Origin of the sequence: Actinopolyspora xinjiangensis (assembly GCF_900104475.1) — a bacterium.
Taxonomy (GTDB): domain Bacteria; phylum Actinomycetota; class Actinomycetes; order Mycobacteriales; family Pseudonocardiaceae; genus Actinopolyspora; species Actinopolyspora xinjiangensis.
The window spans coordinates 40,917-63,054 of sequence record NZ_FNJR01000003.1; the positions used below are offsets into that span (position 1 = coordinate 40,917).

The following is a 22,138-nucleotide window of genomic DNA, read 5'->3' on the forward strand; positions in this document are numbered from 1 at the left end:
CGAGCGGGCCATCATCTCCTACCTCGTCAGCGCCTACTACTCCGCGGCCGTACTCGTCCCCGACGCGCTCGGCGTCCTCGAACACGTCGAGATCGCACGCTGAAGCCCCACTCGAGAGCCCGACCACCAGGGGCGGGAATTGTCCACAGGCCGGTGACGCTCCGCCTCGTTCGGCGACCGGGGGTTCGAACGGCCCGCTGCCACCACCCGTTTCGCCGACCAACACCCGCCAGTACGACACGGAAGGGACGACCCTGTGGCCACTGTCGAAGACACCGGCAACATCCGCTCCGGCACCGAGATACTCGACTCCGCCCGCGAACTGGTGTTGCCCGCCCTGCGAACCACCGTCGACCGGCTCCCCCGGGCCGCACGCACCGTGGCCACCTACCACCTGGGCTGGTGCGACGAGCACGGCAACCCCACTGATGGTCGGAGCGGCAAGACGCTGCGTTCGGCACTGACACTGCTCGCGGCCGAGGCGATGGGCGGATCGGCCGACTCCGCCGTACCGGCGGCGGTGGCCGTGGAACTGGTCCACAACTTCTCACTGCTGCACGACGACGTCATCGACGGCGACGAAACACGACGGCACCGCCGCACCGCATGGACCGTGTTCGGAACGGGGGAAGCCATCCTCGCCGGTGACGCGCTGCTGGCCGCCGCCGACGACGTGCTCGTCTCCAGCGAGCACCCCGAGGCCGCGGCGGCGACCCGCGGCCTCAACCAAACCGTGCACACCTTGATCCAGGGGCAGAGCACGGACATGGACTTCGAACGACGCCACGACGTCACGCTGGCGGAGTGCGAGAGCATGGCCGCCGCCAAGACCGGGGCCCTGCTGGGCCGCGCCTGTGCGCTCGGTGCCTTCTTCGGTGGTGGAACGAGCACGCGGATCGACAGGCTACGTGCCTTCGGCGAGTACCTCGGGCTGGCGTTTCAGCACGTCGACGACCTGCTCGGCATCTGGGGGGATCCACACACCACCGGCAAACCCGTTTACTCCGATCTGCGGGCCAGGAAGAAGACCCTGCCGGTGCTGGCAGCACTGAACACCACCGGCCCCGTCACCGAACAGCTGCGCGCGTTGTACTACCGCGAACACCCCCTCTCCCCCCGGGAACTGGCACGGGTCGCCGAGCTCGTCGAGTTGGCCGGGGGCAAGCAGTTCAGCACAGATGAGGCCGACCGACTGCTGTCGCTGGCACTGGCCGAACTGGCCGTCGCCGACACCGAGCCCCGATCGGCTTCCGAGCTGACGGAACTGGCCCGAATGTCTACCCGGCGCGACCGTTGACCACGAGCCCCGTCGGCCCGAGAACCCCGGCCTCGGCACACCGACACCGCTGCCGGACCTCTTTCGCCGGGTCGCGGTGAGGCCGTAGTGCTCAGCGGCTCTGCCGCGGATACGAGGAGAGGAATCGGAAGGCAGGCTCCACGCCGCACCGTGCTCGGCACCTCGCCCACGGGGCGTCGCCACTCCAGGACGTCCGCGTGTGCCGAGTCCGCGACGGCATCCGCTACGCCCCCACCGGTCACCGCGGCCGGACGAGTTGGACGAACACCGCCCGGGGAAGCCGGCGTCGGTGCCGTGTCCCGCGAACGGCTGTTAATCGCCTGTTTCGGTGATGGATTTCGTTGCTCGGTCGCTCTGAACCGATATAGGCTCGCCGTGGCGGTCGTGGGGCCACTGGGGGTGTCTCGCGATCGCCATGCCCCGTGCCGAGCCGAGCAGCGGCTTCCCAGGAGGTTCACTCCGAGTCGAACGGGACGGACAGTTGTCACACGGTCACGAAGCACGCCCGGTCGTAGCCGTCGCGAAAACAAGGTAACCAGTGCCACACCGCCCCCTCGCGCCCCGCGCAACACCAGCTCAGAGCGGGGACATCGAAAGACGTGGCGTCACTGTGATCCTCTCGTATCGCTGTCCAGCACAGACGGGTGATGCTTTATCGCAGCGTTACCGGTAGGGTCTGTCACACCGGATGGAATCACTCGCCGGTGTTACTGACCGTTGCTCCATATCACGAGTCAAGACGGATGACACTTCAAGACGACCGTACTCGGACCTGGTTCCAGCCCATGGTGCCAACCGAACAACCGCACAGGGACGCCGCAGGCGACGCCGGGCCACTGACCACCCGAATCGAGGGCGAACTCGTTTTCCCGGAGCAGCCGCCAGCCCCGGCTCCCTGGGCGGAACGGCTCGAAGTCACCCAGCCGTTCATCCCGGCGATCCGTGAACAGACCCCGGAGTTCGCCAAACGGTTGACCGCCGAACCGGTGGAGCCGGTATCGCCCGAGCCCCATCCGCCGGACGATACTCCGACCGTGGCCGCCACTCCCGTGGGGGAACCACAATCACCGCCGCCCCGCGAGACGGCCACGCAGTCCCAGGACGCGGCAAGCGATTCCGAGGCCACGCCGCCGAAGAAACGACGCAGTCTCGCCCGTCGCGTGGTGCGGCGTATCCTCGGGCCGGACCTGCTTCGCAAGGATCCGGCACCGAAGAAGCGCTGACGCCGTCCCACAGCCGAAGATCGGGCATCATCGGGACGGGGACCGACTGTCGCCTCGTCCCTCGGTCGCCAGGGGAGCGAATTGTCGACAGCACCACCGGTCACGGCCGGCAGATCCGTCACCTCCTCCACATCCGAATCCTCCCCGCGTGAGCGATGGCCGTTCGCGACGGTCTCCGTCGGGGTGGTCGCCCTCGTTTTCGCCCTGGTGTGCGTGCTGACCACGGGGCGCTACGGCTACTTCGGCGACGAGCTGTACTTCCTGGCCGCGGGCCACCACCCCGCCTTCGGCTATGCCGACCAGCCGCCGGGGGTTCCGCTGCTGGCCCGGGCCATGCAGAGCCTGTTTCCCGACTCGCTGGTCGGGCTGCGCGCACCGTCACTGCTGGCCGCGGTCGGCTACCTCGTTCTCACCGCGTTGAGTGCCCGCGAACTCGGGGCGAACCGGGTGACACAAGTGTGCGCGGCCGGGGTGGCTGCCCTGGCCCCGCACCTGATCGCTTCGGCGCACCTGCTGGTGACCTACTCGTTCGACCAGACACTGTGGGCCTGCGTGGTGTGGCTGCTGCTGCGAGCGGCACGTCGGGAACACCAGGGGCAGCCGGCCAACGGTTCCCTGCTCGCCGCGGGACTGGTCACCGCCGTGGCCGTCCAGTTCAAACTGCTCATTCCCGTGCTGTGGCTCGTGGCGGTGCCGATGGCGATGCTGTTCGGCCCACGTCGCTTGGTCCTGCGCCCCGGGTTGTGGCTCGGCGGGCTGCTGGCGGTGCTCTCCGCGGCTCCGGGACTGTGGTGGCAGGCACGGAACGGTTGGCCCCAACTGGCGATGGCGCGGGTCGTCGACGGCGAGACCACCGGCGGGGTCCGGGCGTTTCTGAACGCCTCGTCCCACCAGCTCGGTCCCGTCGGCACCGTACTGGTGCTGATCGGGTTGTGCGGGCTGCTGGTGACACCCGCGCTGCGTCCCCACCGTTTCCTGGGAGCCGCGGCGGTGGTGATCGCGGTCCTGTTCGTGGTCGTGAGTGGTCGTTCGTACTACACGGCCGGGTTATACGCCGTGCTGCTCGGCGCGGGCGCCGTGGTGGCCCAACTGTGCTGGACGGCTCTCGGCAAGTACCGGCACCGTTGGCCTCGCTGGGTGGCCGCGGCGGTGGTGATCGCGTGTTGTCTGTTCACTGGTCTGCCCCCGGCCGTGGGCACCCTGCCGCTGACCCCCGCCCCACGGATCAACCCGCACAACGTGGTGGGCCGGGCCAGCCTGGCGTGGCCCAGCATCACCGAGCAGGTCGCGCGGGTCTACCGTGAGCTGCCGCGTGACGGCACCGAGACCGCTGTGGTCACTCGCGACTACTGGTCGGCGGGGGCGCTGCACCACTTCGGGCCTCGTCACGGGATTCCCGAGGTCCACAGCACCAGCCGAGGGTTCTGGTACCTCAGCCGCCCCGACGACACGGTGCGGCGCGTGGTGTACCTGGGCGGAGAGCGCGAGCGGCTGCGGGAGCTGTTCGGCAGGGTCCGTGCTGTGGATGAGATCGAGACGGACCCGGCCCTTCCCACCTACTACGACGGCATGCGCATCTGGGTGCTGGAGGATCCCAAACTGCCGTGGTCGCGGTTGTGGCCCCGGATGCACCACATGAGCCTGTGGTGAGTCGCTGCCCCAACGCGAGGCACCACCAGACTCGTCGATCACCCTTCGTGGTCGTGGCGGCTCAGCCCCCACCGTGCCGGTTCCCACCCCGTGACGGCGAGCCGCGGGACGTGGACCACGCCGGAGGAAACGGCTAACCGAACGCGACCCTCACGAGCCGGTCGGCCCGCATTCCCTTCTCGCGGCACGTCCCCCCTTCGGCGACCAGCTGTTTTCTCCAGGGAAACCATTGTGTTGCGTTCCGCCTTAACAAGAGTTTTCGGCTCGCCTAAAATTCAGGTTGTGTGTGACGTAGCAGGTGTTTCGGCAGGGGGACGAACATGACCACGACGTTGGACCGGCTCCGGAACGGCCAGACGGCCACGGTGACAGCGCTGGACGTCGACGGCGCCGAACGGCGGCGCCTCATGGACCTCGGGGTGCTGCCGGGCACCCCGATCCGCGTCGACCGTGTCAGCCCGCTCGGCGATCCCACCGCATACCTGGTGCGAGGCAGCGTGATCGCGCTTCGTCGGCACCAGGCCCGCGGTATCCATATCACCGTCGGACAGGGGTGAGCACAGTGCCCCACACCGAACTGCCGACCCCGAGCGTGAACCCGGCACCCCCCACTGACCCGGTCTGCGGCACGTGCGCGCTCAACCACGCCTCCCAGCTGCTCTCCCTCGGCGTCGACGTCTCCGGCCACGACCACGTGGTGGCCCTGGCCGGCAACCCCAACACCGGCAAGAGCACGGTGTTCAACGCGCTGACCGGGTTGCGCCAGCACGTCGGCAACTGGCCCGGCAAGACCGTCATCGGTGCCGAGGGCGGATTCGGCTACCGTGACCGACGCTACAAACTCGTCGATCTCCCCGGCACGTACTCGTTGCTGTCCACCAGTGAGGACGAGGACGTCGCCCGCGACTTCCTGGTGTTCGGTCGTCCCGACGTGACCGTGGTCGTCGTCGACGCCACACGCCTGCAGCGCAACCTCAACCTCGTGCTGCAGATCCTGCAGATCACCGACCGGGTGGTACTGGCCCTCAATCTCGTCGACGAGGCCCGCCGACACGGGCTGTCCGTCGACGAGCGTCACCTCGCCCGCGAACTGGGCGTGCCGGTGGTGCCCATGGCCGCACGCAGCCGTCAGGGAGTGCCGGACCTGCTGGAAACGGTCGAACGGGTCGCGCTTGGGACGATCGCCACTCGCGCGCGTCCCGTCCACCACGGCGACGTCCGCACCGAACGAGCCGTGAGCGAGCTGGCCCACCGTATCCAGCGGGAATATCCGGAGCTGACCAACACCCGGTGGATCGCGCTGCGACTGCTGGAAGGCGACCCCGGCATCGAGCGTGCCGTCACCGACGGCACGCTGGGCCGACTCGCGGCTCCGGCCGCAAGCACGGAATCCTTTACCGACCGTTCGGGAAAGACCCACTCGTGAACCAGCCCTCGATCATCGACGAAGCCACCCGGCTGCGAGGCCAGCTGCCCGACGGGTTCCGCGACGGCATCGTCGAGTCGTTGCACAACGACGCCGCCCGCATCGCCGAGACCAGCGTCACCGAACACGGCGAAGGCGGCAGACCTACCCTCGACCGGCTGCTCGACGGGGCGTTGACCCACCGCGTGTGGGGATTCGCGGTGATGGGCCTGCTGTTCTTCGCGGTGTTCTGGTTCACCATCTCCGGCGCGGCCGGACCATCGGGCCTGCTGTCACGTCTGCTGGTCGACTACGGTCACGGTCAACTCCACGCACTGGTGGCCCCGCTGCACGCCCCCCAGTGGGTGACCGGCTTGTTGCTGGACGGGGTGTACCTGTCGACCGCCTGGGTGGTGGCGGTGATGCTGCCCCCCATGGCCATCTTCTTTCCACTGTTCACACTGCTGGAGGACTTCGGCTATCTCCCCAGGGTGGCGTTCAACCTCGACCGGCTGTTCGCCAAAGCCGGTGCCCACGGCAAACAGTCCCTGTCGATGATGATGGGCTACGGCTGCAACGCGGCTGGCGTGACGGCCACCAGAATCATCGACAGCCGCAGGGAACGGCTGATCGCCATCGTCACCAACAACTTCAGCATCTGCAACGGACGCTGGCCGACCCTCATCCTGATGGGAACGATCTTCATCGGCGCACTCGCCCCGCCCGCGCTGGCGGGAGTGGTCGCCGCGGCCAGCGTGGTCACCGTGGCCTTCCTGGGCGTGCTGGTCACCCTGCTGGTTTCCTGGGGGCTGTCGAGAACCGTGCTGCGTGGGCACAGTTCGACCTACTCCCTGGAACTTCCCCCCTACCGCCCCCCGAAGGTGTGGCGCACCCTCTACACCAGCCTCATCGACCGCACTCTGAAGGTGCTGCGCCGCGCGGTGGTCATGGCGGCACCGGCGGGGGCGCTCGTCTGGACCATCAGCAACGTCACCGTCGCCGACGCGAGCATCGCCGCCCACCTGGTCAACGCGCTCGATCCGCTGGGGTGGCTGCTCGGCCTCAACGGCGTCATCCTGCTGGCCTACCTGGTGGCCATCCCCGCCAACGAGATCATCATCCCCACCATCCTGATGCTGACGCTGACCCTGGGGCCCAACCTGTTCGGCGCCCAGCAGGGCGTGATGCTCGAACTCGGCACCGCCCAGACCCACACGGTGCTGGTGCAGGCCGGGGGGTGGACGCTGCTGACCGCGGTGAACCTGATGCTGTTCAGCCTGCTGCACAATCCCTGCAGTACCACCATCCTCACCATCTGGAGCGAGACGAGAAGCCTGAAGTGGACCGCGGTGGCCACCTTGCTGCCGATCGCGCTGGGTTTTCTGGTCACCGGTACGACCGCCACCGTCGCACGTCTGGCCGGATGGGCATGATCTCGGCACGGTGAGCCCGGCGCGCGGCCGCTCCTCGACCCTCCGCCGGTTCCGGCGCCTCACCGCGGCGCGGTGCGAGCGGGAAAGAGCTCGTGGTGGAAGCGATGGGCCATCACGTCGGCGATGCTCAGCACAGGCACCTCGTGGTCGGCGGCGAACCGCCTGGACTCGTGTGAATCCAGCAGCCCGCCGCGCTCGTCGAGCATGGCGCAGACCGCGGCCACGGGGGACAGTCCCGCCAGCCGTACGAGGTCCACGCCCGCTTCGGCCGCCTCGGCCCGTTCGAGAACCCCGTGCTCGGCGGTGCGCACCGGGACGACGTGTCCCGGGCGGATCAGATCGCGCGGATGTCCCTCGGGGGAGGCCAGCGTGCGCATCGTCAGCGCCCTGTCGTGACCGCTGATACCGGTCGTGGTGCCTTCGCTGGCGTCCACCGAGACGGCGAACGAGGTGGCTGTTGTGCTGTGGTAGCCGAACATGGGCGGGATGCGCAGGGCATCGAGACGTTCCGCCGTGGTGGCCGCCAGCACGAAACCACTGGTGTGCCGGATCATCCAGCCGAGCTGGCTACCGCTGGCCTTGCTGCCGGCCAGCACGAGATGCCCGCCGTCACCCGCCGTATCCACGACGACCGGGCGTCCCGCCACCAGAGCTACGAGAGCTTCCAGCACAACGGTTTCCGAATTCCCTATCGCATACGATGTCGACATGGTTGGTCCTCGAAGTTGATGTTTTCGTGAAAGTCCGGACAGCGCGCGACACGTGGTCGGGACCAGCTCGGCGAGCGGGCACGTCGATCACCTTCGGTGCCGCCCGCGCGCCCGGTGATGGAACGACTATCAGTCCGGGGAACGGACCGGATCAGCTCGACTGAGGATCAAGCACCTGCCGGTGACGCATCCGATCCCACCCACGCTTCGGCGGGCCGGTCGATGAGCGGGAAGACGACGGTGCTCACGGGGGTGAGCGCTCTGCCCCGGCCGGGGCTCGCACCGAGAACGAGAACAGCGATGCGCAAAACACCACACAGCCGATGCGCGCGCCGATCCGGCTGAGAACGGTCACGGCGCACAGAGCGTGGAAGTCACTTCGTGCCAGCAGTCGGCGATCGGGGTGCGGAAAAGGTGCTCCCGGGGCCACTGGGCACCGAAGCGGAAGACGCGGTCGTTTCCAGTCCGTGATCAGGATCTCAGCGACCGCGTCGCGATCGACGAGGCGCCGCGGGGCGGTGCGCACGAAACTCAGGTGTTCCTCCGTCGCCCCCTGTCGCGACGGGGAGTTCGGTGCGGGCTCGAGGGTGGGAACGTTGGTCACCGACATTGAGAGGTTCCTTCTCGAACGCTGCGGAGCTGGCTCAGCGGGAAAACGGATCAGGCCGGCAGCGCCGTGATTCGACCGCCGTGGAACACCAGAGGGTCTCCGTTGTCGGTGACAGCTCCTTCGACGGCCTCGGCGACGACCAGCTCGTGGTCACCCGCCTGGTAGATCGTTTCGATACGACAGTCCAACCAGCCGAGCGCGTCCGCTGGAACGGGGTGGCCGTCGTGGGTGCGTTCCCAGTCGTGACCGGTGAACCGTTCGGCTCCGTGGGTGCTGAAGGTGTGGCACAGTTGCTCCTGCCCCGCGCCGAGGATCGAGACCGCGAACCGGCCGGCCTCGCGGATGTTCGGCCAGGTGGACGAGGTGTGCGCGGCGCACAGAGCTACCAGCGGCGGATTCAGCGACACCGAGGTGAAGGAGTTGAAGGCCATGCCGGTGAATCCCCGCGGGGTCTGTGTGGTGACGAGCACGACACCGGTGGTGAACTGGCCGAGGATGTCGCGAAAGTAGCGTTGTTCGAGCATGAGTTACTCCACTCCAAACCGTGGGACGATGAAAGGTACGGCGGTGGTGACGCGGGCGGCGACGTGAAAGGGATGATGTCCGGAGAGGGGAACGACACCGTGAGCCAGCTTGAGCTGGTTCGTGCGTCGCGAAGCGGCGGCGATCATGGTTTCCGAAGCACCGCTCAGTCCCCACTCCAGCGTCTGGTCGAACAGGATGGGGGTGTGCCCCTCTTCGGCGAGGCCGTAGGTCACCTTCCGCAGGATTCCGCCCGCGGCTCCGGTCAGGAGTGCTGTTCGTGGGCTCATGATGAACTACCTTGTTTCTCGCGTGCTGTGCAGGTGGTGTGCCATCCGGCGCGGACCCTTCCGGACAAGGGGGTCGGGGGTGCGGACGTCGTGACGTAGTCACGCGCCGACTTCCGAATCCGGTCGAGCTTCCGTGTATCGACCGCTGTAAGAATAAAGAGCAATCGCTTTTTTTCTAAGAAGGTGACGATCACCGCCGACGACTTCGCCAGGTTGGTGCTCCCTCCACCGCCCACCGGCCAGGAGAGCGGGAAGGGGCATGGTCCGCAGCCCCGAAGGTCCGCGCGGGCCGGTTCGTGAGTCCGCGATGGGGCCCACGCGCCGGAAAGGGGTCGGTGGGTAGGTCAGTCCGTCGGCGTCAGGAGCGAACTCCTCCCCGCCGGGCGGAGCGGCCTCTCCCTCGCTCAACCTCTTGAGGAACCAGCTTGACATTGTGGGTCCGCATGAAGCCGCTGACCATCGCCTCCCCGGCATCGTCGGTCAGTACCACCTCGACGGGTGGCCTGTCTCCTCCGCGTCCGGCACCGTGACCGAGGACGTGGAAGACACGGTCCTCGACTGAGCACCGCGAACCCTTTCTCGGCGCGGCCCGAACCGTTCCACGATCGCGAGCCCGCTGCCCTCCGGCCGCGTTCGAGCCTCGCTGCCCCACGACGGCGGACCACCATCCCGACCGGCGCTGATCACCTGTCGCGGGACGAGCGGACAGGCTCAGGAGGCCTTCCTCGCGACCCCGGTCGGCTCGACCGGAAAACTCCCCTCCCGCAGCACGCGGTGCGTGGCGGCGGCCGAGACCAGGCTCATGTGACGATGCCACCCTGGGAAGGAACGCCCCTCGAAATCGTGGAGCCCACACTCGCGCATCACCTCGACACAGCGGTCCACGGTGTCGCGCACCGTGTCGAACTCGGCCGTTGCGGCCAACCGGGGGTGGTCCATATTGGTCAACCAGAGGCGTTGTGGCCCGCCTCCGGGGGGCGAGGAGGAAACCAGTCGCAGCTCGGGACGGCAGCCGGGAACCCGAACATCGGCGGGCACGATCCGCGGCCACGTCGCGGAACCGCTGGAAAGTGGTTCGGTGGCCACAGTCACCAGTCGCCGGGCGCTGACCGTTTCCGCCTCCTGCTTGGCCCGAGCGCGATAGGCCAGCGGCCACCGGCTGACTGTCAGCGGCGTGCGGGAGGGTACGGACAACGCGAAGTACCTGCCACAGGCGGCCAAGCCGGTGACGAACGACCGCACTTCGGTGGTGGTCGCCTCGGCCAGCACCGGCAGGGTGGAACTGATCCGCCGCTGTTGGGACGCGAGCAGATCCAACGCCATCTCGTGCGGGGAACGCGATCCCGCCGTGCTCGGTACGCACGCGCGCTCGCGCAGTCGCACGTCCTCGCTCCAGCGGTCGGGCAGTTGTATTCGCCAGTCCACGGGGACAGCATCTTCACCGGTGGACAGGTACAGGCTCATCGCCCACTGGCATCCCAGGGTTCGGCCGTTGGAGGGGTCGAAACGTCGATGAACACCGACCGACTGCCGCCCACGCTTGGGGATACTCACCGGAGCCAGGACCAGAGCTCGCGCTGAGCGCCGTCGCAACCACCAGTCGGCGAGGTGCTCGCGCACCGGTTCCCAGCGCCACGTACTCGCGTTGACGACCTGGTGCAGCGACTGCCAAGCGGTCTCCGAAGTAGACACGGTCTCGCCCATACGGCGCACCGACTTCTTGCCGGGAGTCGTGAGCAGCCCCCGCAGGTAAGCCTCTGCCCAGCGGCGCTGATCGACACGCGGAAACTCCTGGAACAGCCACTGCGCCAGTTCGCCGACTTCGTGGTGCTGTTCGTCCTCTGACGGGACGCTCCATCGATACTCGTTCATGGTGTTGTCTCCAGCGGTGAGGGTTCGGCCACCAAAAGAATAGAGAACACTCTCTTTTTTTTGCTACCCTCCCTTCGGGACGCCGGACCGACGTGCCAAAGACGTCAGTGATCAAGTCACCACCGCGACGCGACGCCTCGTTGGTGTTTAACGTCCGAGAGGCAGGAGTGGCGAAAACGTTGATCTGAGGACGGTGACGGTGAAGTGAGGCAGGAACGTGCCATGCTGACTCGTGGTCACCTGCTGCACTCGGCAGCCCGGGAGTTCGGGCACCAGGGGTATGCGGGTGCCTCGTTGCAGGAGGTGAGCCGGTCGGCGGGAGTTTCCATGGGGGCTCTCACCTTTCACTTCCCCACGAAGAACGCGCTGGCCACCGCTGTCATCGAAGTCGGCAACGCCGAAGCACGGCAGGTGGTGGACCACGCGGCCGAGCCCGACACCGACCCGCTGGCAGCGGTGGCGCGGTTGACCCGCGATCTGGTGGAACTGCTTTCCCGCAGCCCCATGGTCCGCGCGGCGGCCCGACTCGAGAACGAACGGGGCGGCCCGGACGGGGGGTGGGGTGTGCTCTGGGAAGCGACCGTGGGCCGGATACTGGAACGAGCACGACAGCGACAAGAGCTGAACTCCGCGATCGAACCGGAAACCGTCGTCCAGCTCACCACGCACCTGCTGTACGGAGCCGCCGTGATCCTGCGCTCCCGGCCGGGAGGCGATGAGGCCGACACCCTCGCACGGATATGGAACGCGGTGCTGCAAGGAACCCGTGCTCCTGCCGCGAACGTGAGCTGAGCACGACAGGTACTGACTGATTCACCTTCCGAGTGGTCTCGGGCTCGCTGCGCGGTGACCAGCGCCGTGGCCCGGCGGTGGCAGAACCGGCACCGATGGTCGCCGTCGACGGCCCGAAGTGCGACCGTTCCGGCCGGTCGGTCGTCGATCCCCGGTAGCGCGAGAACACCTGGAAGCGAGGCGACCACGGACCTCGTAACATAGCGAGCGCACTTTTTTCGTGAGCGACCTTAGGTGAGACCGGTGCCCCAGCCGAAGCAGGAACGCGCCCTGCACACACGTTCCCGGATCATCCGCGCGGCCGCGGAGGTGTTCAACGAGTACAACTTCGCCGAGGCCAGCCTCAGCAAGATCGTCAGCCGTGCCGGGGTGACGATGGGCGCGATCTACTTCCACTTCTCGTCGAAGGAGGAGTTGGCCAAGGCGGTCATGTCCGAACAGGCCGCGGACATGCCCCTGCCTCACGGTGAGGACGGGCTGCAGAAACTCATCGACATCACCATCGACATGGCTCACCAGCTACAGCACAACGTCTTACTGCGCGCCGGGGTCCGACTGGCCGTGGAGCAGGGCGCCTTCGGCGTCGCCGACGACGCGGCCTACGTGCTGTGGATCGAGCGACTGCGGGAGCAACTCGTCGCCGCCAGCGAACGGGGAGAGCTGCTTTCCGGTATCGAAGTGGACGAATTCGCGCGCGTACTCGTCGGGGCTTACACAGGTACCCAGCTACTGTCCCAGATCACCACGGGACACACCGACCTTCCCGAACGCATCACCAACCTGTGGCGCTACCTGCTGCCCGGCGTGGCCACCCCCGGGGTGATCTCCCAACTGAGACTGGGACCGCGCACTGCCGAACAGGAACTGTGAAGCCGCCACCGAGCGCGTACCGGCCGAGGACGGTGCCTCCTCGCCGAACGGGAGGGCGCCGGTGTTGTGACGTCGGTGCTCGTCAACCGGCGTCACCCGACCCGCCGCTCCAGCGACAACACGTCACGGCTGACATCGTCCAGGCGGGCCACTTCACTCCCGGCCCGCTTGCCGAGACCTCGACCACGCCCTTGTCCGGCGGACACGAGGCCGCGCGTCCACTGTCGTGCGCTTCCGCCCTCGTCGGGAAGGCGGAAGCGGCGAGTACGACGAGTCCCGCCCGCGGCGCGCGGGAACTCACCGTGCCAGGTGCGCTTCCAGGGCGTCGACCCCGGCCACCGCACCGCCACCGCCGCGTATCCCCGCGGCGGTGGCGGCCACCGTGGCACGCATCCGCTCGTCCCCGGCGACGTCGTCGACCGTCTTGCGCAGCGTGGCGGCATCGGCCCCCTCGGGCAGCCTCCGGGCCAGCCCCAGCTTCTCGGCTTGCCCGGCGTTGGCGCGCTGCTCGGCCATCTGCGGGCAGGTCACCAGCGGCACCGCGTGGTACAGCGACTCCATCGTGGAGTTCATTCCCGCGTGTGACAGGAACACGTCGGCGTGCCGCAGCACCTCGATCTGCGGAAACCGGGGGCGCACGTCGAAGTTGGTGGGCAGGGGGCCCAGCTCTTCCGGATCGATCCGGTCACCGACCGACATCGCCACCTGCCATCCGCTGTCTCCGAAGGCGCGCAGACACCTGCGGTAGAAATCGGGGCGGTCGTTGAACGTGGTGCCCAGCGAGATGAACAGCAGGGGTGCCTGGTCGTCGGGCGGTGTGAAGGATTCGCCCCGCCCTCGGCTTCCCATCGAGGGCCCGAGGAAGCGGAAACGTTCGTCGAAGGTCTCTGCCGCGGGCTGGAACTGGTACGGCACGAACACCAGGTTCAGTTCGGCCGGGGTGGCCGACAGCATCGAATCCGGAGCCGACACTCCGAACTGGCCGGCCAGCTCACGGCGCCTGGTGGCGGCTTCCCGCAGGGCCGGGTGGTTCGGGTCGAAGTCGTCCGGCAGGAAGTGGCGCATCAGCGAGAAACGCTCGTTGGCGGCGAAGCTGGGAAACAGCGCCACAGCCGGTACTCCCAGCATCTCGGCGAGCATCGGACCACCCAGGCTCATCATGTCGTAGCACACGGCTTCCGGCGGATCCTCGGTGAAGTGCCGCCGCAACACCGGAAGGCTGTCCCGGGCGTGGTCGAGCATCATGTGCATCATCCGGGCCAGTGTTTCGACGGTGATCTCGTCGAACGACTGCGTCGACGGTAGGGAAGGCTCCACGAGTGTGTCGACTCCCCGCGCGCCGCTGGCCTCCGCGGTGTCCAGTCTGCGACGTCCGGTGGCGTAGCTGACCCGGTGACCACGGCGGCACAGTTCCTCCACCAGTGGAAGGGTCGGGTTCACGTGCCCGTCGAACGGTGGCGCGACGAACGCGAAATGGCGGGACATACATCCTCACAACGAGGTCGGGAAAAATGGCACGAGTGCCGGTTTCCGCCGTTCGATTATTCCGCGACACCGCCGCCCACGCTCGCACAACCACCCAAACGTGACATCATCAACATCCCTGTGCGGTGCGAATACACCAAAACGGGCGAGAACGGCACTCGCTCGATCGGGCGAGCTCCCCACGCCGGAATCGGCCGAATTGGGGTTCCGGTAAGGAACGTGTCATGAGCCGCCATCGCGCTCGAGGGGTCGGTATACGGTGATGTGGGAGACGGTGAAGACTTCGGCGGGGTCGGTGATGGTGTGCTCGCGGGTGCCGTGCATGCGCACGAGCTCGTGTTGCTGTTCGGGCTGTTTGCCGTTGGCCTTGGCTACGGCCATGCCTTCCTTCGTTCTGGCGTGTAGCAGGTCGATTTCGAATTCGGCGAAGGTGGCCGGGATGTTGACCAGCATTGCGCCCATGGGGTCGGCGGGGTTGTAGACCTGTCCGCCGAGGGAGAGCTTGATGCCGCGTTGGGCCAGCGTGTCGTCGATGGCGCGAGTGTCCGGGGGGGCGGAGCGGGCGAGCCGGTCGAGCTTCGGCACGACGAGGGTGTCGCCCTGGCGGACGGCGGCGGAGGCTTGATCGAGACCGGGGCGGGCGCGGGTGGTGCCGGTCGTCCGTGGTCGAGGTAGATCCGCCCGTCGGCGACGCCGAGCTCGGTCGGGCGCTGTTGTTGGGTGGTGAGGTCTTGCTCGTCGGTGGAGCAGCGGGTGTAGTCGAGGATCGTGCCGCTCGTGGCGCGCGAGCCTACGTCCCGCATCGGCGAACAGGCGCTTTTGTCGGGGGGAGCTGATTACCTAGCCGCATGTTCGAAACTCCCGACGAGCTCCGCAGTCTTCAAGTCCTGCTCGACACGTCTTGGGCTGACTCCAGCAGCCACCTCAAATCGATCATCCGGCCAGGTGAAAGCACCTTGGATGCCGAGCAGGTCGTCCGAGTCTGCCAAGGCATGTGCACCCTGGCTATCGCCACGGCTACCCGGCGTGGTGAGCCACGCATCAGCGGCGCCGACGGGCACTTCCTGCACGGCCGTTGGATCGTCGGCACCCATCGCCAGGCAGCTAAAGCCCGTCATCTCGCGGCGCGGCCCGGCATCAGCGCGACCTTCATGCGCGGTGAGCAGCTCGGCATTTTCACACACGGACACGCCGTTCCGCTGAACCCCGAGAGGACGAGCAGCGACCCGACTTGGCCGACCGTCCGCGACTACCTCGTCAACCACTACGACGGCGATGGCGACGATCCGTTCTGGGACGAGAACGTGTGGTATCGCATCGACCCCAGCTGGATGGTCGCCTACAGCGCCGACCCCGTCGGACTGCTCGCTCAACAACCGTCAGTCTGAAGAGAGCTCGCGCGGGGCCATACATCCGCCCGGATCTTGGCGGTCGTTGTTACGAAACTCGGCGCCGTTGAGCAGGTCTGTCTCATCCTCGTTGTTTGGAGGACTTCGGTGCGGTCGATGGGGATGTTGAATTCGGTCGGCGTCACCGCCGCGAGCGACCTCACCGGCGAGACCTCCACAGTCGACTGCGGCCCGCCGTGGTTCCCGAACGACGCCCCGGGCGGCACGCGGTTCTCCGACTCGATGCCGCAGGAATGCGAAGACGAGTTCGGAGGGCGAGGCGTGCTCAGCTACCTGATCTTCCTAGCCGGTGGAGTTATCGCGGGAATCGCGTACCACCCCGCCGTGAGAATGCAGTAAAGCGAAACGTGACCGTGACCTCGTGCTAGCCCGGCACGCCCACCTCTGTCGGTCCCGCCCGTTCGACGGGACCGTCGTCATGTTTCCCGGTAGTCCTGCCCCGCTCCACCATCGACACATACGCCCCTGAACTCGGCACCAACCACGCGGCTACAGCTGGCCCCGAATCACGATCGACGCTGTCGGACTAAAGGAACCCTCTCCATTCTCTGCCGACAACCCGGTCCCGACCTGACGTCTACGAGCCGATGGCTCAGCGGAGGATCCTCTCAGACCCCGAGACGGTCAAGAGGTGACCTCGGGTCGAAGGGTGATGTCGTCGGAGCACCAGTGGCGTTTCGGTAGCAGGCGCGCAGAAAACAACGGTTGGCCCTGTTCCTACTGGCCACAGGGCTGAGATCGCTGACGATCTGTGGGTGGCGGCCGAATGAGCCGCTGACGGGGCGGTGTTCGGTGACGGTGAGGATGTGCTCCGTTCGTTGATCACTACGGGCGGAGCGGTGGATGTCGACGAGGTTCTTCTCCGATGAGGAGATCGAGCGGCTGCGGTCGTGGCCTGCCGAGTTGGGCCGGGATGAGCTGATCCGGTACTTCACGTTGGGCTCGGATGATCGGGCGTGGTTGGAGCGGTCGGCTCGGGGGCAGGGCAATCGGCTGGGTTTGGCGGTGCAGTTGTGCACGCTTCCCTGGTTGGGTTTCGTGCCTGACGAGGTGCCGGCTGCACCGCGGGCGGCGGTGAATCGGCTGGCTGTGCAGCTCGGCGTTGGCCTGGTCGAGCTCGCCGGGTATGGGGCGCGGGAGCAGACCCGCACCGAGCATCTGCGGCTGGTGACCGAGCGGCTGGGGTGGCGGTTGGCCAGGGACGCCGAGTGGAAAGACCTCGAGGAGTTCCTGGCCGCGCGGGCGATGGAGCATGACGCGCCGAGCGTGCTGTTCCGCTTGGTGTGCGAGTACTGCGCCGGTGCTCGGATCATCCGGCCTGGTGTGGTGCCGCTGATGCGCGCGGTCGCCACCGCACGGGAACGCGCCACGGCCGAGACGTTCCTGCTGCTGGAGCCGCTGCTGGGGGCGCAGCGGCGGGAGGAACTCGACGCGCTGCTGGTCGCTGGTGGGGATCTGCGGATCTCGCGGTTGGCGTGGCTGCATCGCGGGGCGACGACCGCGTCGCCGATGGCGATCCGGGCCGAGCTGGACAAGCTGCGGTTTTTGCGTGGGTTGGACGCGCACACCCTGGACTTGTCGATGCTGCCCGAGGCGCGGCGTCGCCGGCTGGCCGGGATCGGCCGCCGCAGCACGAATCAGGCCCTGGCTCGTCGGGATGGCGACAAGAGGTATCCGGTGCTGCTGGCCACGGTCGCCGAGTGCGCCGTCGAGGTGCTCGACGAGGTCATCGGCATGTTCGACCAGGCGTTGTCCGGAGTGGAGAACCGCGCGAAGCGCAAGCTGGACGATCTGCTGGCCCAGCGGGCTCGAGAGTCCGAGGACCGGCTGAATCTGCTGGAGGAAATCCTTGCGGTGGCCACCGATGTGGACGTGCCTGATGCCGAGGTCGGGCCCCGGTTGCGGCGCGGGATCGGGCTGGAACGGCTGCGCACCGCCCGGCGTGACCCCGCCGACCGGCTGCCGCGCGATCATGGGCATCTGGCGATGGTGGAGTCCAGTTTCACCTACCTGCGCGAGTTCGTCCCGCACGTCATCCGCGCTGTGTCCTTCGAGGCCGCCGTGGATGCTCGGCCGCTGCTCGAGGCGGTCGAGGTGTTGGCCGAGCTGTATGCGCGCGGCGGCCGGAAGGTGCCCGAGGGGGCGCCGACCGAGTTCGTGCCGAGTCGGTGGCGTGGCTACCTCGATCAGGCCGCCACCAGCGGCAACACGACCGCGTACCGGCATTACTGGGAGCTTGCCACCCTGTTGGGCTTGCGGGATGCGCTGCGGTCCGGGGATGTGTGGGTGCCGGGCTCGCGGCGGTTCGCCGACCCGACCACGTTCCTGCTGCCCGCGCGCCGGTGGGAGGCGTTGCGGGGCGAGTACTGCGCTCTGGTCGGCGCCCCGCAGGAGGTCGATGAGGCGCTCGAGAACGCGGGCGAGCAGCTGCATGCCGCGCTCGGCGAGCTCGAGCCGCTGCTGGCCGCCGGGGACGGGCCGGTGCGCCTGACCGAGCGGGGTGAGCTCGTGGTCAACCGGCTGAGTGCCGAGGCGGTGCCGGACGAGGTCGAGCGGCTGCGCGGCCAGCTGCTCGCGCTGTTGCCCCGGCCGCAGTTGACCGAGCTGCTCATCGAGGTCGACCGGTGGGCGGACTGGTCGGAGCAGCTCACCCACGCCGGCGGCAAGACCCATCGCCAGCCGCAGCTGCGCCGCAACCTGTACGCGGCGATCTTGGCTCAGGCATGCAACTTCGGCGTGACCGCCATGTCGGAGGCATCGGGGATCTCGGAGGAGACGCTGCGGTGGACCACCGAGTGGTACCTGCGCGAGGACACGCTGCGGGCGGCGAACGCGGCGATCGTCAACCATCACCACCGGCTGCCACTGGCGTCGGTGTGGGGCGCAGGCACGATGTCGTCCTCCGATGGGCAGCGGTTCCCGATGCGGGGCAAGTCGCTGACCGCGCGGGCGATGAGCCGCTACTTCGTCAACGAGGGGGTGGCCACCTACACCCACGTCTCCGATCAGCACTCCACTTTCGGCACAAAGGTCATTCCGGTCACCGACCGCGAAGCCGTCTACGTGCTCGACGAGATCCTGGGCAATGCCACCGATCTACCGATCACCGAGCACGCCACCGACACCGCTGGGCAAACGCTGACGGTGTTCGCGCTGTTCGCCTTGACCGGCTTCACCTTGTCACCCAGGATCCGTGACCTCGGTGGGATCACGTTGCACCGCCTCGGCACGCGCAAGCAGGTTGTGGGCGGGTTCCCGCACGCGGGCACCCTGTTGACCGGCACCATCGATACCGCGCTGATCCGCAGCCAATGGGACGAGATGCTGCGGCTGGCCGCCTCGCTGAAGTACGGCCACGCCACCGCCTCGCTGGTGGTATCCAAACTGCATGCCTCCTCGCGGCGCTCCGCCCTGGCCCAGGCCCTGGTCGAGTACGGCAAGCTGCAGCGCACGATCTACGCGCTGCGGTATCTGGCCGACGAGGCCTACCGACGGCGGATCACCCGCCAACTCAACAAGGGCGAGAGCCTGCACTCGCTGCGCCGGGACCTGTTCTTCGCCCACGACGGCACCATGCGGCGCCGGCACCAGGAGCAGCAGACCGAACAAGCCCTGTGCCTGTCGCTGGTGACCAACGCGATCATCACCTGGAACACCGCCTACCGACCGTTGCGCACGCTCGAGGCAGAGGGCTAACGCGGCACGGTCTGGGTGATGCGGGAACAGGCCCGTGATCCGGCGGTCCGGCGTCGATGGGCTGGCGGCATGCCGTTGGTGAATCCTGTTCGGCGGAGAGGGGTTTGAGGATTCGAGACGGTAGGCAACGTTGAATACTCGACAGCCGTTGGGCGGCCGATGCTCGGGGCTTTGTCAGGTTGTGCTCTCGGTGGTGCGTTGGGTGCGGGGGTGGGTTTCGTACATGCGCAGGGCGAGGCTGATGCCGGAGGCGAGGCTGAGGGCGGCGGCGGCCCAGACGGCGGCGCGCAGGTCGATGAGGTCGGCGACGATGCCGCCGAGGACGGCGCCGGCGGCGTAGCCGCTGTCGCGCCAGAGGCGGTAGACGCCGACGGAGCGCGCGCGCCAGCTGGGGTGGGCAACGTCGCCGATGGCGGCCAGCAGCGTGGGGTAGACCATCGCTGTGCCGGCACCGAGCAGCACGGTGGCCAGCGCCCACATGGGGAAGGTGCCGGCGACGGCGATGAGCGCCAGGGCCGCGGCCTGGGTGAGCATGCCGACGGTGATGAGGTGTTTGCGCCCCCACCGGTCGGACAGCGCTCCGGTGGCGAGTTGGCCCGCTCCCCAGACCGCGGGATAGAGCGCGACCAACAGGCCGACCTGGCCGACGGGCAGTCCGGTGCTGGCGAACAGCAGCGGGAACAGGCCCCAGGACAAGCCGAAGTTGAGGTTGTTGACCAGGCCGGCCTGGCTGGCCGAGGACAAAGCCGGTTCGGTGAGGGTGGTGCGGGTGAAGACGTGCCGGTTGGTCAGCTCGGTGGGGCCGTCGTCGGAACCGTGGGTGGGGCGGGCGGCTTCGAGGCGGGCGTGCTCGCGGGTTTCGCGGACCGCCAGCGTCGACAGGACGAGGCCGAGCACGACGTAGGCCGCGCCGAGCAGGAACGGTATGGGGCGCAGCCCGAAGTGCTCGGCGAGATAGCCGGCCAGCGCCGAGGTGACCGCGACCGCGCCGTATCCGGCGGCTTCGTTGAAGCCCATCGCCAGTCCACGTTGGCGGGGCCCGACGAGGTCGACTTTCATGATCACAGTGGTTGACCAGGTCAGCCCCTGGTTGATGCCGAGCAAGAGGTTGGCCGCCACGATCCAGCTCCAGTTGGGCGCGAAGATCAGCATCGCCGGCACGGGAATGGCGATCAGCCAGCCGGCGATCAACACGGGTCTGCGGCCGAAGCGATCCGACCAGGTGCCGGCGAAGTAGTTGGTGGCTGCCTTGCTGAGCCCGAACACGAGCACGTAGCTCAGCAGGAACGTGTAGCCGGTCAGGTGAAACTCCTGCTCGGCCAGCAGCGGCAGCACGGTCTGTTCCTGGCCGACCATGCCGCCGACCAGGGCGTTGACAACAACGAGCAGGCTGAACTGGGCCAGGTTGGCGCGCAGACCCAACCGCAGAGTGGTGGTGCTCATTCCCCTTCCTCCAGGGAACGTCCAGTGGTTGTGGCCCAGTCCTGTGGGCTGCCTTCGAGGACGGCGAGGTCGCGGTGCCCGGCCTGTTCGAGCAGGCTGGCCGCGCCCATCGCACGCTCGCCGTGCCCGCACATCACCACCGTCGGGGCGTGTGGCAGTGCGTCGGCACGGTCGGCGAGGGCGCCGAGTTCGACGTGGGTGGCCCCGGCGACGTGCCCCTCGGCGTACTCAGCGTCCTGGCGTACGTCCAGGACACGCTGGTGGGTGATCTCGTCGGCGCCGAGCAGGCGGGTACTGCTGGTAGGCTGCCCGTCGGAGGTCCAGGCGGGCATGCCGCCGTCCAGTTCGCCGGTGAGGTCGATGCGGCCGATCTTGGCGGCTTGCCAGGCGATCTCGGCCGGGTCCTGCTCCTCCGAGCGGACGATCACCAGGGGGTGCTCGGGCGAGGTCAGCCAGCCCAGCCAGGAGGCGAACGCCGGCCGCAGCGGAATGGACAGCGCCCCGGGGACGTGGCCGGTGGCGAACTGGCGCACCGGGCGCACGTCGACCACCTGCGCGCCCTCGGCTTGCAGCGACCGCACCCGCGCCCCGTCCAGTGACGGCAGGGCAGGGTCGGCCTCAAGCATGGCAGGCCCACGCCGGTTGTACTCGGCCAACCGCAGGAAGTACGGCGGGAAACTGCCCAGCGAATCCAGCAGCCCCGTCACGAAGGCGTCCTCGTCCCGGGCCCGCAGCAGCGGGTTGCTGGCCTTTTCCGTGCCGATGGTGCTGGTGCGCTGCGCACCGGGCGGGGCCGAGCAGAACGATCCGGCGCCGTGGGTGGGCCAGACCGCGACCTCGTCGGGCAGAGCCGCCAGGCGTTGCAGCGAGGCATGCTGCTGCCGTGCCAGCGACTCGGTCTCGTCCGGAGAGACCAAGTCGGTGCGCGCCGCCGCACCGACGATCAGCGATCCACCGGTGAACACGCCCTGCGGTCGGTCGCCGTCGAGAAGTAGGAAGGCCAGGTGCTCGTGCGTGTGCCCGGGTGTGGCCAGCGCCCGCAGCCGCAGCCCGCCGAGGTCGACCTCGTCACCGTCGTGCAATCCGGTGTGGGCGAACTCCCGGTGCCCGGCCGCCGAGGCGAGTACCTGGGTGCCTTCGGTGGCCGCCAGCTGGCGCATACCGGAGACGAAGTCGGCGTGCAGGTGCGTATCCGCGGCAAACGCCAGCGTCAGGCCACGTCGCCGGGCGGCCTGCCACGCGCCTCGTAGATCCAGGCTGACATCCACGACCAACGCGCGTCCATCACCCAGATCGACCAGGTAGGCCGAGTTGCCCAGACCCTCATCGACCAGCGGAACCAGATCCACCGTGGTCATCGCAGCACCTCCCGTCGGAGCGGCTTTTCCTCATGCAGCCTCCGTTATACACTATTCCACGGAAGATTGGAGG

General features: G+C 68.0%; 19 protein-coding genes and 1 pseudogene. 12 read left to right on the forward strand and 8 right to left on the reverse strand.

The annotated features are described in order from the left end of the window. The 7 genes from BLQ75_RS24660 to BLQ75_RS05120 all read left to right on the forward strand — a co-directional run. Positions 1-103, forward strand: a 103-nt coding sequence (locus tag BLQ75_RS24660) for a hypothetical protein (RefSeq protein WP_425286439.1), incomplete at its 5' end; no start/stop codon positions are given. A 153-nt stretch (positions 104-256) separates the two neighbouring features. Next, on the forward strand, positions 257-1,297 hold the full coding sequence (locus tag BLQ75_RS05095) for a family 2 encapsulin nanocompartment cargo protein polyprenyl transferase (RefSeq protein ID WP_092598574.1): 1,041 nt from the start codon (positions 257-259) through the stop codon (positions 1,295-1,297). Between the two features lie 785 nt (positions 1,298-2,082). After that, positions 2,083-2,520, forward strand: coding sequence for a hypothetical protein (locus tag BLQ75_RS05100; protein WP_244515246.1), 438 nt, complete (start codon positions 2,083-2,085; stop codon positions 2,518-2,520). A gap of 81 nt (positions 2,521-2,601) precedes the next feature. Continuing rightward, entirely contained in the window at positions 2,602-4,170 is a 1,569-nt protein-coding gene (locus BLQ75_RS05105) for a glycosyltransferase family 39 protein (RefSeq protein WP_244515247.1), read from the forward strand. A 320-nt stretch (positions 4,171-4,490) separates the two neighbouring features. Further along, entirely contained in the window at positions 4,491-4,727 is a 237-nt protein-coding gene (locus tag BLQ75_RS05110) for a FeoA family protein (protein ID WP_092598580.1), read from the forward strand. A 5-nt stretch (positions 4,728-4,732) separates the two neighbouring features. Continuing rightward, on the forward strand, positions 4,733-5,596 hold the full coding sequence (locus tag BLQ75_RS05115; protein WP_244515248.1) for a FeoB small GTPase domain-containing protein: 864 nt from the start codon (positions 4,733-4,735) through the stop codon (positions 5,594-5,596). After that, positions 5,593-7,008: a nucleoside recognition domain-containing protein gene (locus tag BLQ75_RS05120; protein ID WP_092598583.1), complete on the forward strand. Its 1,416-nt coding sequence runs from the start codon at positions 5,593-5,595 to the stop codon at positions 7,006-7,008. Before BLQ75_RS05115 ends, BLQ75_RS05120 begins: the two co-directional genes overlap by 4 nt. Before the next feature lie 59 nt (positions 7,009-7,067). Here BLQ75_RS05120 and BLQ75_RS05125 read toward each other — a convergent pair whose 3' ends face one another. The 4 genes from BLQ75_RS05125 to BLQ75_RS05145 form a co-directional block, all read right to left on the reverse strand. Continuing rightward, the gene (locus BLQ75_RS05125; RefSeq protein ID WP_092598586.1) at positions 7,068-7,718 is read right to left on the reverse strand and encodes a 3,4-dihydroxy-2-butanone-4-phosphate synthase; all 651 of its coding nucleotides are present in this window, start codon (positions 7,716-7,718) and stop codon (positions 7,068-7,070) included. 660 nt (positions 7,719-8,378) lie between these two features. After that, on the reverse strand, positions 8,379-8,852 hold the full coding sequence (locus BLQ75_RS05135; RefSeq protein WP_092598592.1) for a flavin reductase family protein: 474 nt from the start codon (positions 8,850-8,852) through the stop codon (positions 8,379-8,381). 3 nt (positions 8,853-8,855) lie between these two features. Further along, positions 8,856-9,140, reverse strand: a complete 285-nt coding sequence (locus tag BLQ75_RS05140; protein ID WP_092598595.1) for an LLM class flavin-dependent oxidoreductase — start codon at positions 9,138-9,140, stop codon at positions 8,856-8,858. Positions 9,141-9,851: 711 nt separating this feature from the next. Continuing rightward, positions 9,852-11,012, reverse strand: coding sequence for an IS701 family transposase (locus tag BLQ75_RS05145; protein ID WP_092598598.1), 1,161 nt, complete (start codon positions 11,010-11,012; stop codon positions 9,852-9,854). Positions 11,013-11,234: 222 nt separating this feature from the next. Here BLQ75_RS05145 and BLQ75_RS05150 point away from each other — a divergent pair, with 222 nt between their 5' ends. After that, positions 11,235-11,804: a TetR/AcrR family transcriptional regulator gene (locus tag BLQ75_RS05150; RefSeq protein WP_139182914.1), complete on the forward strand. Its 570-nt coding sequence runs from the start codon at positions 11,235-11,237 to the stop codon at positions 11,802-11,804. Positions 11,805-12,047: 243 nt separating this feature from the next. Further along, positions 12,048-12,674 carry a ScbR family autoregulator-binding transcription factor gene (locus BLQ75_RS05155; RefSeq protein ID WP_092598604.1) on the forward strand — a complete coding sequence of 209 codons (627 nt, stop codon included), beginning with the start codon at positions 12,048-12,050 and terminating at the stop codon, positions 12,672-12,674. Positions 12,675-12,971: 297 nt separating this feature from the next. Here BLQ75_RS05155 and BLQ75_RS05160 read toward each other — a convergent pair whose 3' ends face one another. Together BLQ75_RS05160 and BLQ75_RS05165 are read right to left on the reverse strand one after the other, a co-directional pair. Continuing rightward, positions 12,972-14,159, reverse strand: coding sequence for a macrolide family glycosyltransferase (locus BLQ75_RS05160; protein ID WP_092598607.1), 1,188 nt, complete (start codon positions 14,157-14,159; stop codon positions 12,972-12,974). Positions 14,160-14,381: 222 nt separating this feature from the next. Beyond that, positions 14,382-14,962: pseudogene (locus tag BLQ75_RS05165) on the reverse strand (recombinase family protein). Between the two features lie 45 nt (positions 14,963-15,007). Between BLQ75_RS05165 and BLQ75_RS05170 the strand changes: the two are divergent. The 3 genes from BLQ75_RS05170 to BLQ75_RS05180 all read left to right on the forward strand — a co-directional run bounded on the left by BLQ75_RS05170 (position 15,008) and on the right by BLQ75_RS05180 (position 19,264). Further along, positions 15,008-15,547 carry a pyridoxamine 5'-phosphate oxidase family protein gene (locus tag BLQ75_RS05170; protein ID WP_092598610.1) on the forward strand — a complete coding sequence of 180 codons (540 nt, stop codon included), beginning with the start codon at positions 15,008-15,010 and terminating at the stop codon, positions 15,545-15,547. Between the two features lie 36 nt (positions 15,548-15,583). Beyond that, positions 15,584-15,907 (forward strand): hypothetical protein, encoded by a 324-nt coding sequence (locus tag BLQ75_RS05175; RefSeq protein WP_139182915.1) that lies wholly within the window; start codon positions 15,584-15,586, stop codon positions 15,905-15,907. Between the two features lie 504 nt (positions 15,908-16,411). Further along, a complete protein-coding gene (locus tag BLQ75_RS05180; RefSeq protein ID WP_092598616.1) occupies positions 16,412-19,264 on the forward strand; it encodes a Tn3 family transposase in 2,853 nt (950 codons plus the stop codon). A 174-nt stretch (positions 19,265-19,438) separates the two neighbouring features. Here the strand turns inward: BLQ75_RS05180 and BLQ75_RS05185 are convergent, their stop codons facing one another. Then, on the reverse strand, positions 19,439-20,707 hold the full coding sequence (locus BLQ75_RS05185) for an MFS transporter (protein ID WP_092598619.1): 1,269 nt from the start codon (positions 20,705-20,707) through the stop codon (positions 19,439-19,441). Further along, positions 20,704-22,065, reverse strand: coding sequence for an MBL fold metallo-hydrolase (locus BLQ75_RS05190; protein ID WP_092598622.1), 1,362 nt, complete (start codon positions 22,063-22,065; stop codon positions 20,704-20,706). The genes BLQ75_RS05185 and BLQ75_RS05190 overlap by 4 nt, the downstream gene beginning before the upstream one ends. Between the last annotated feature and the right edge of the window lie 73 nt (positions 22,066-22,138).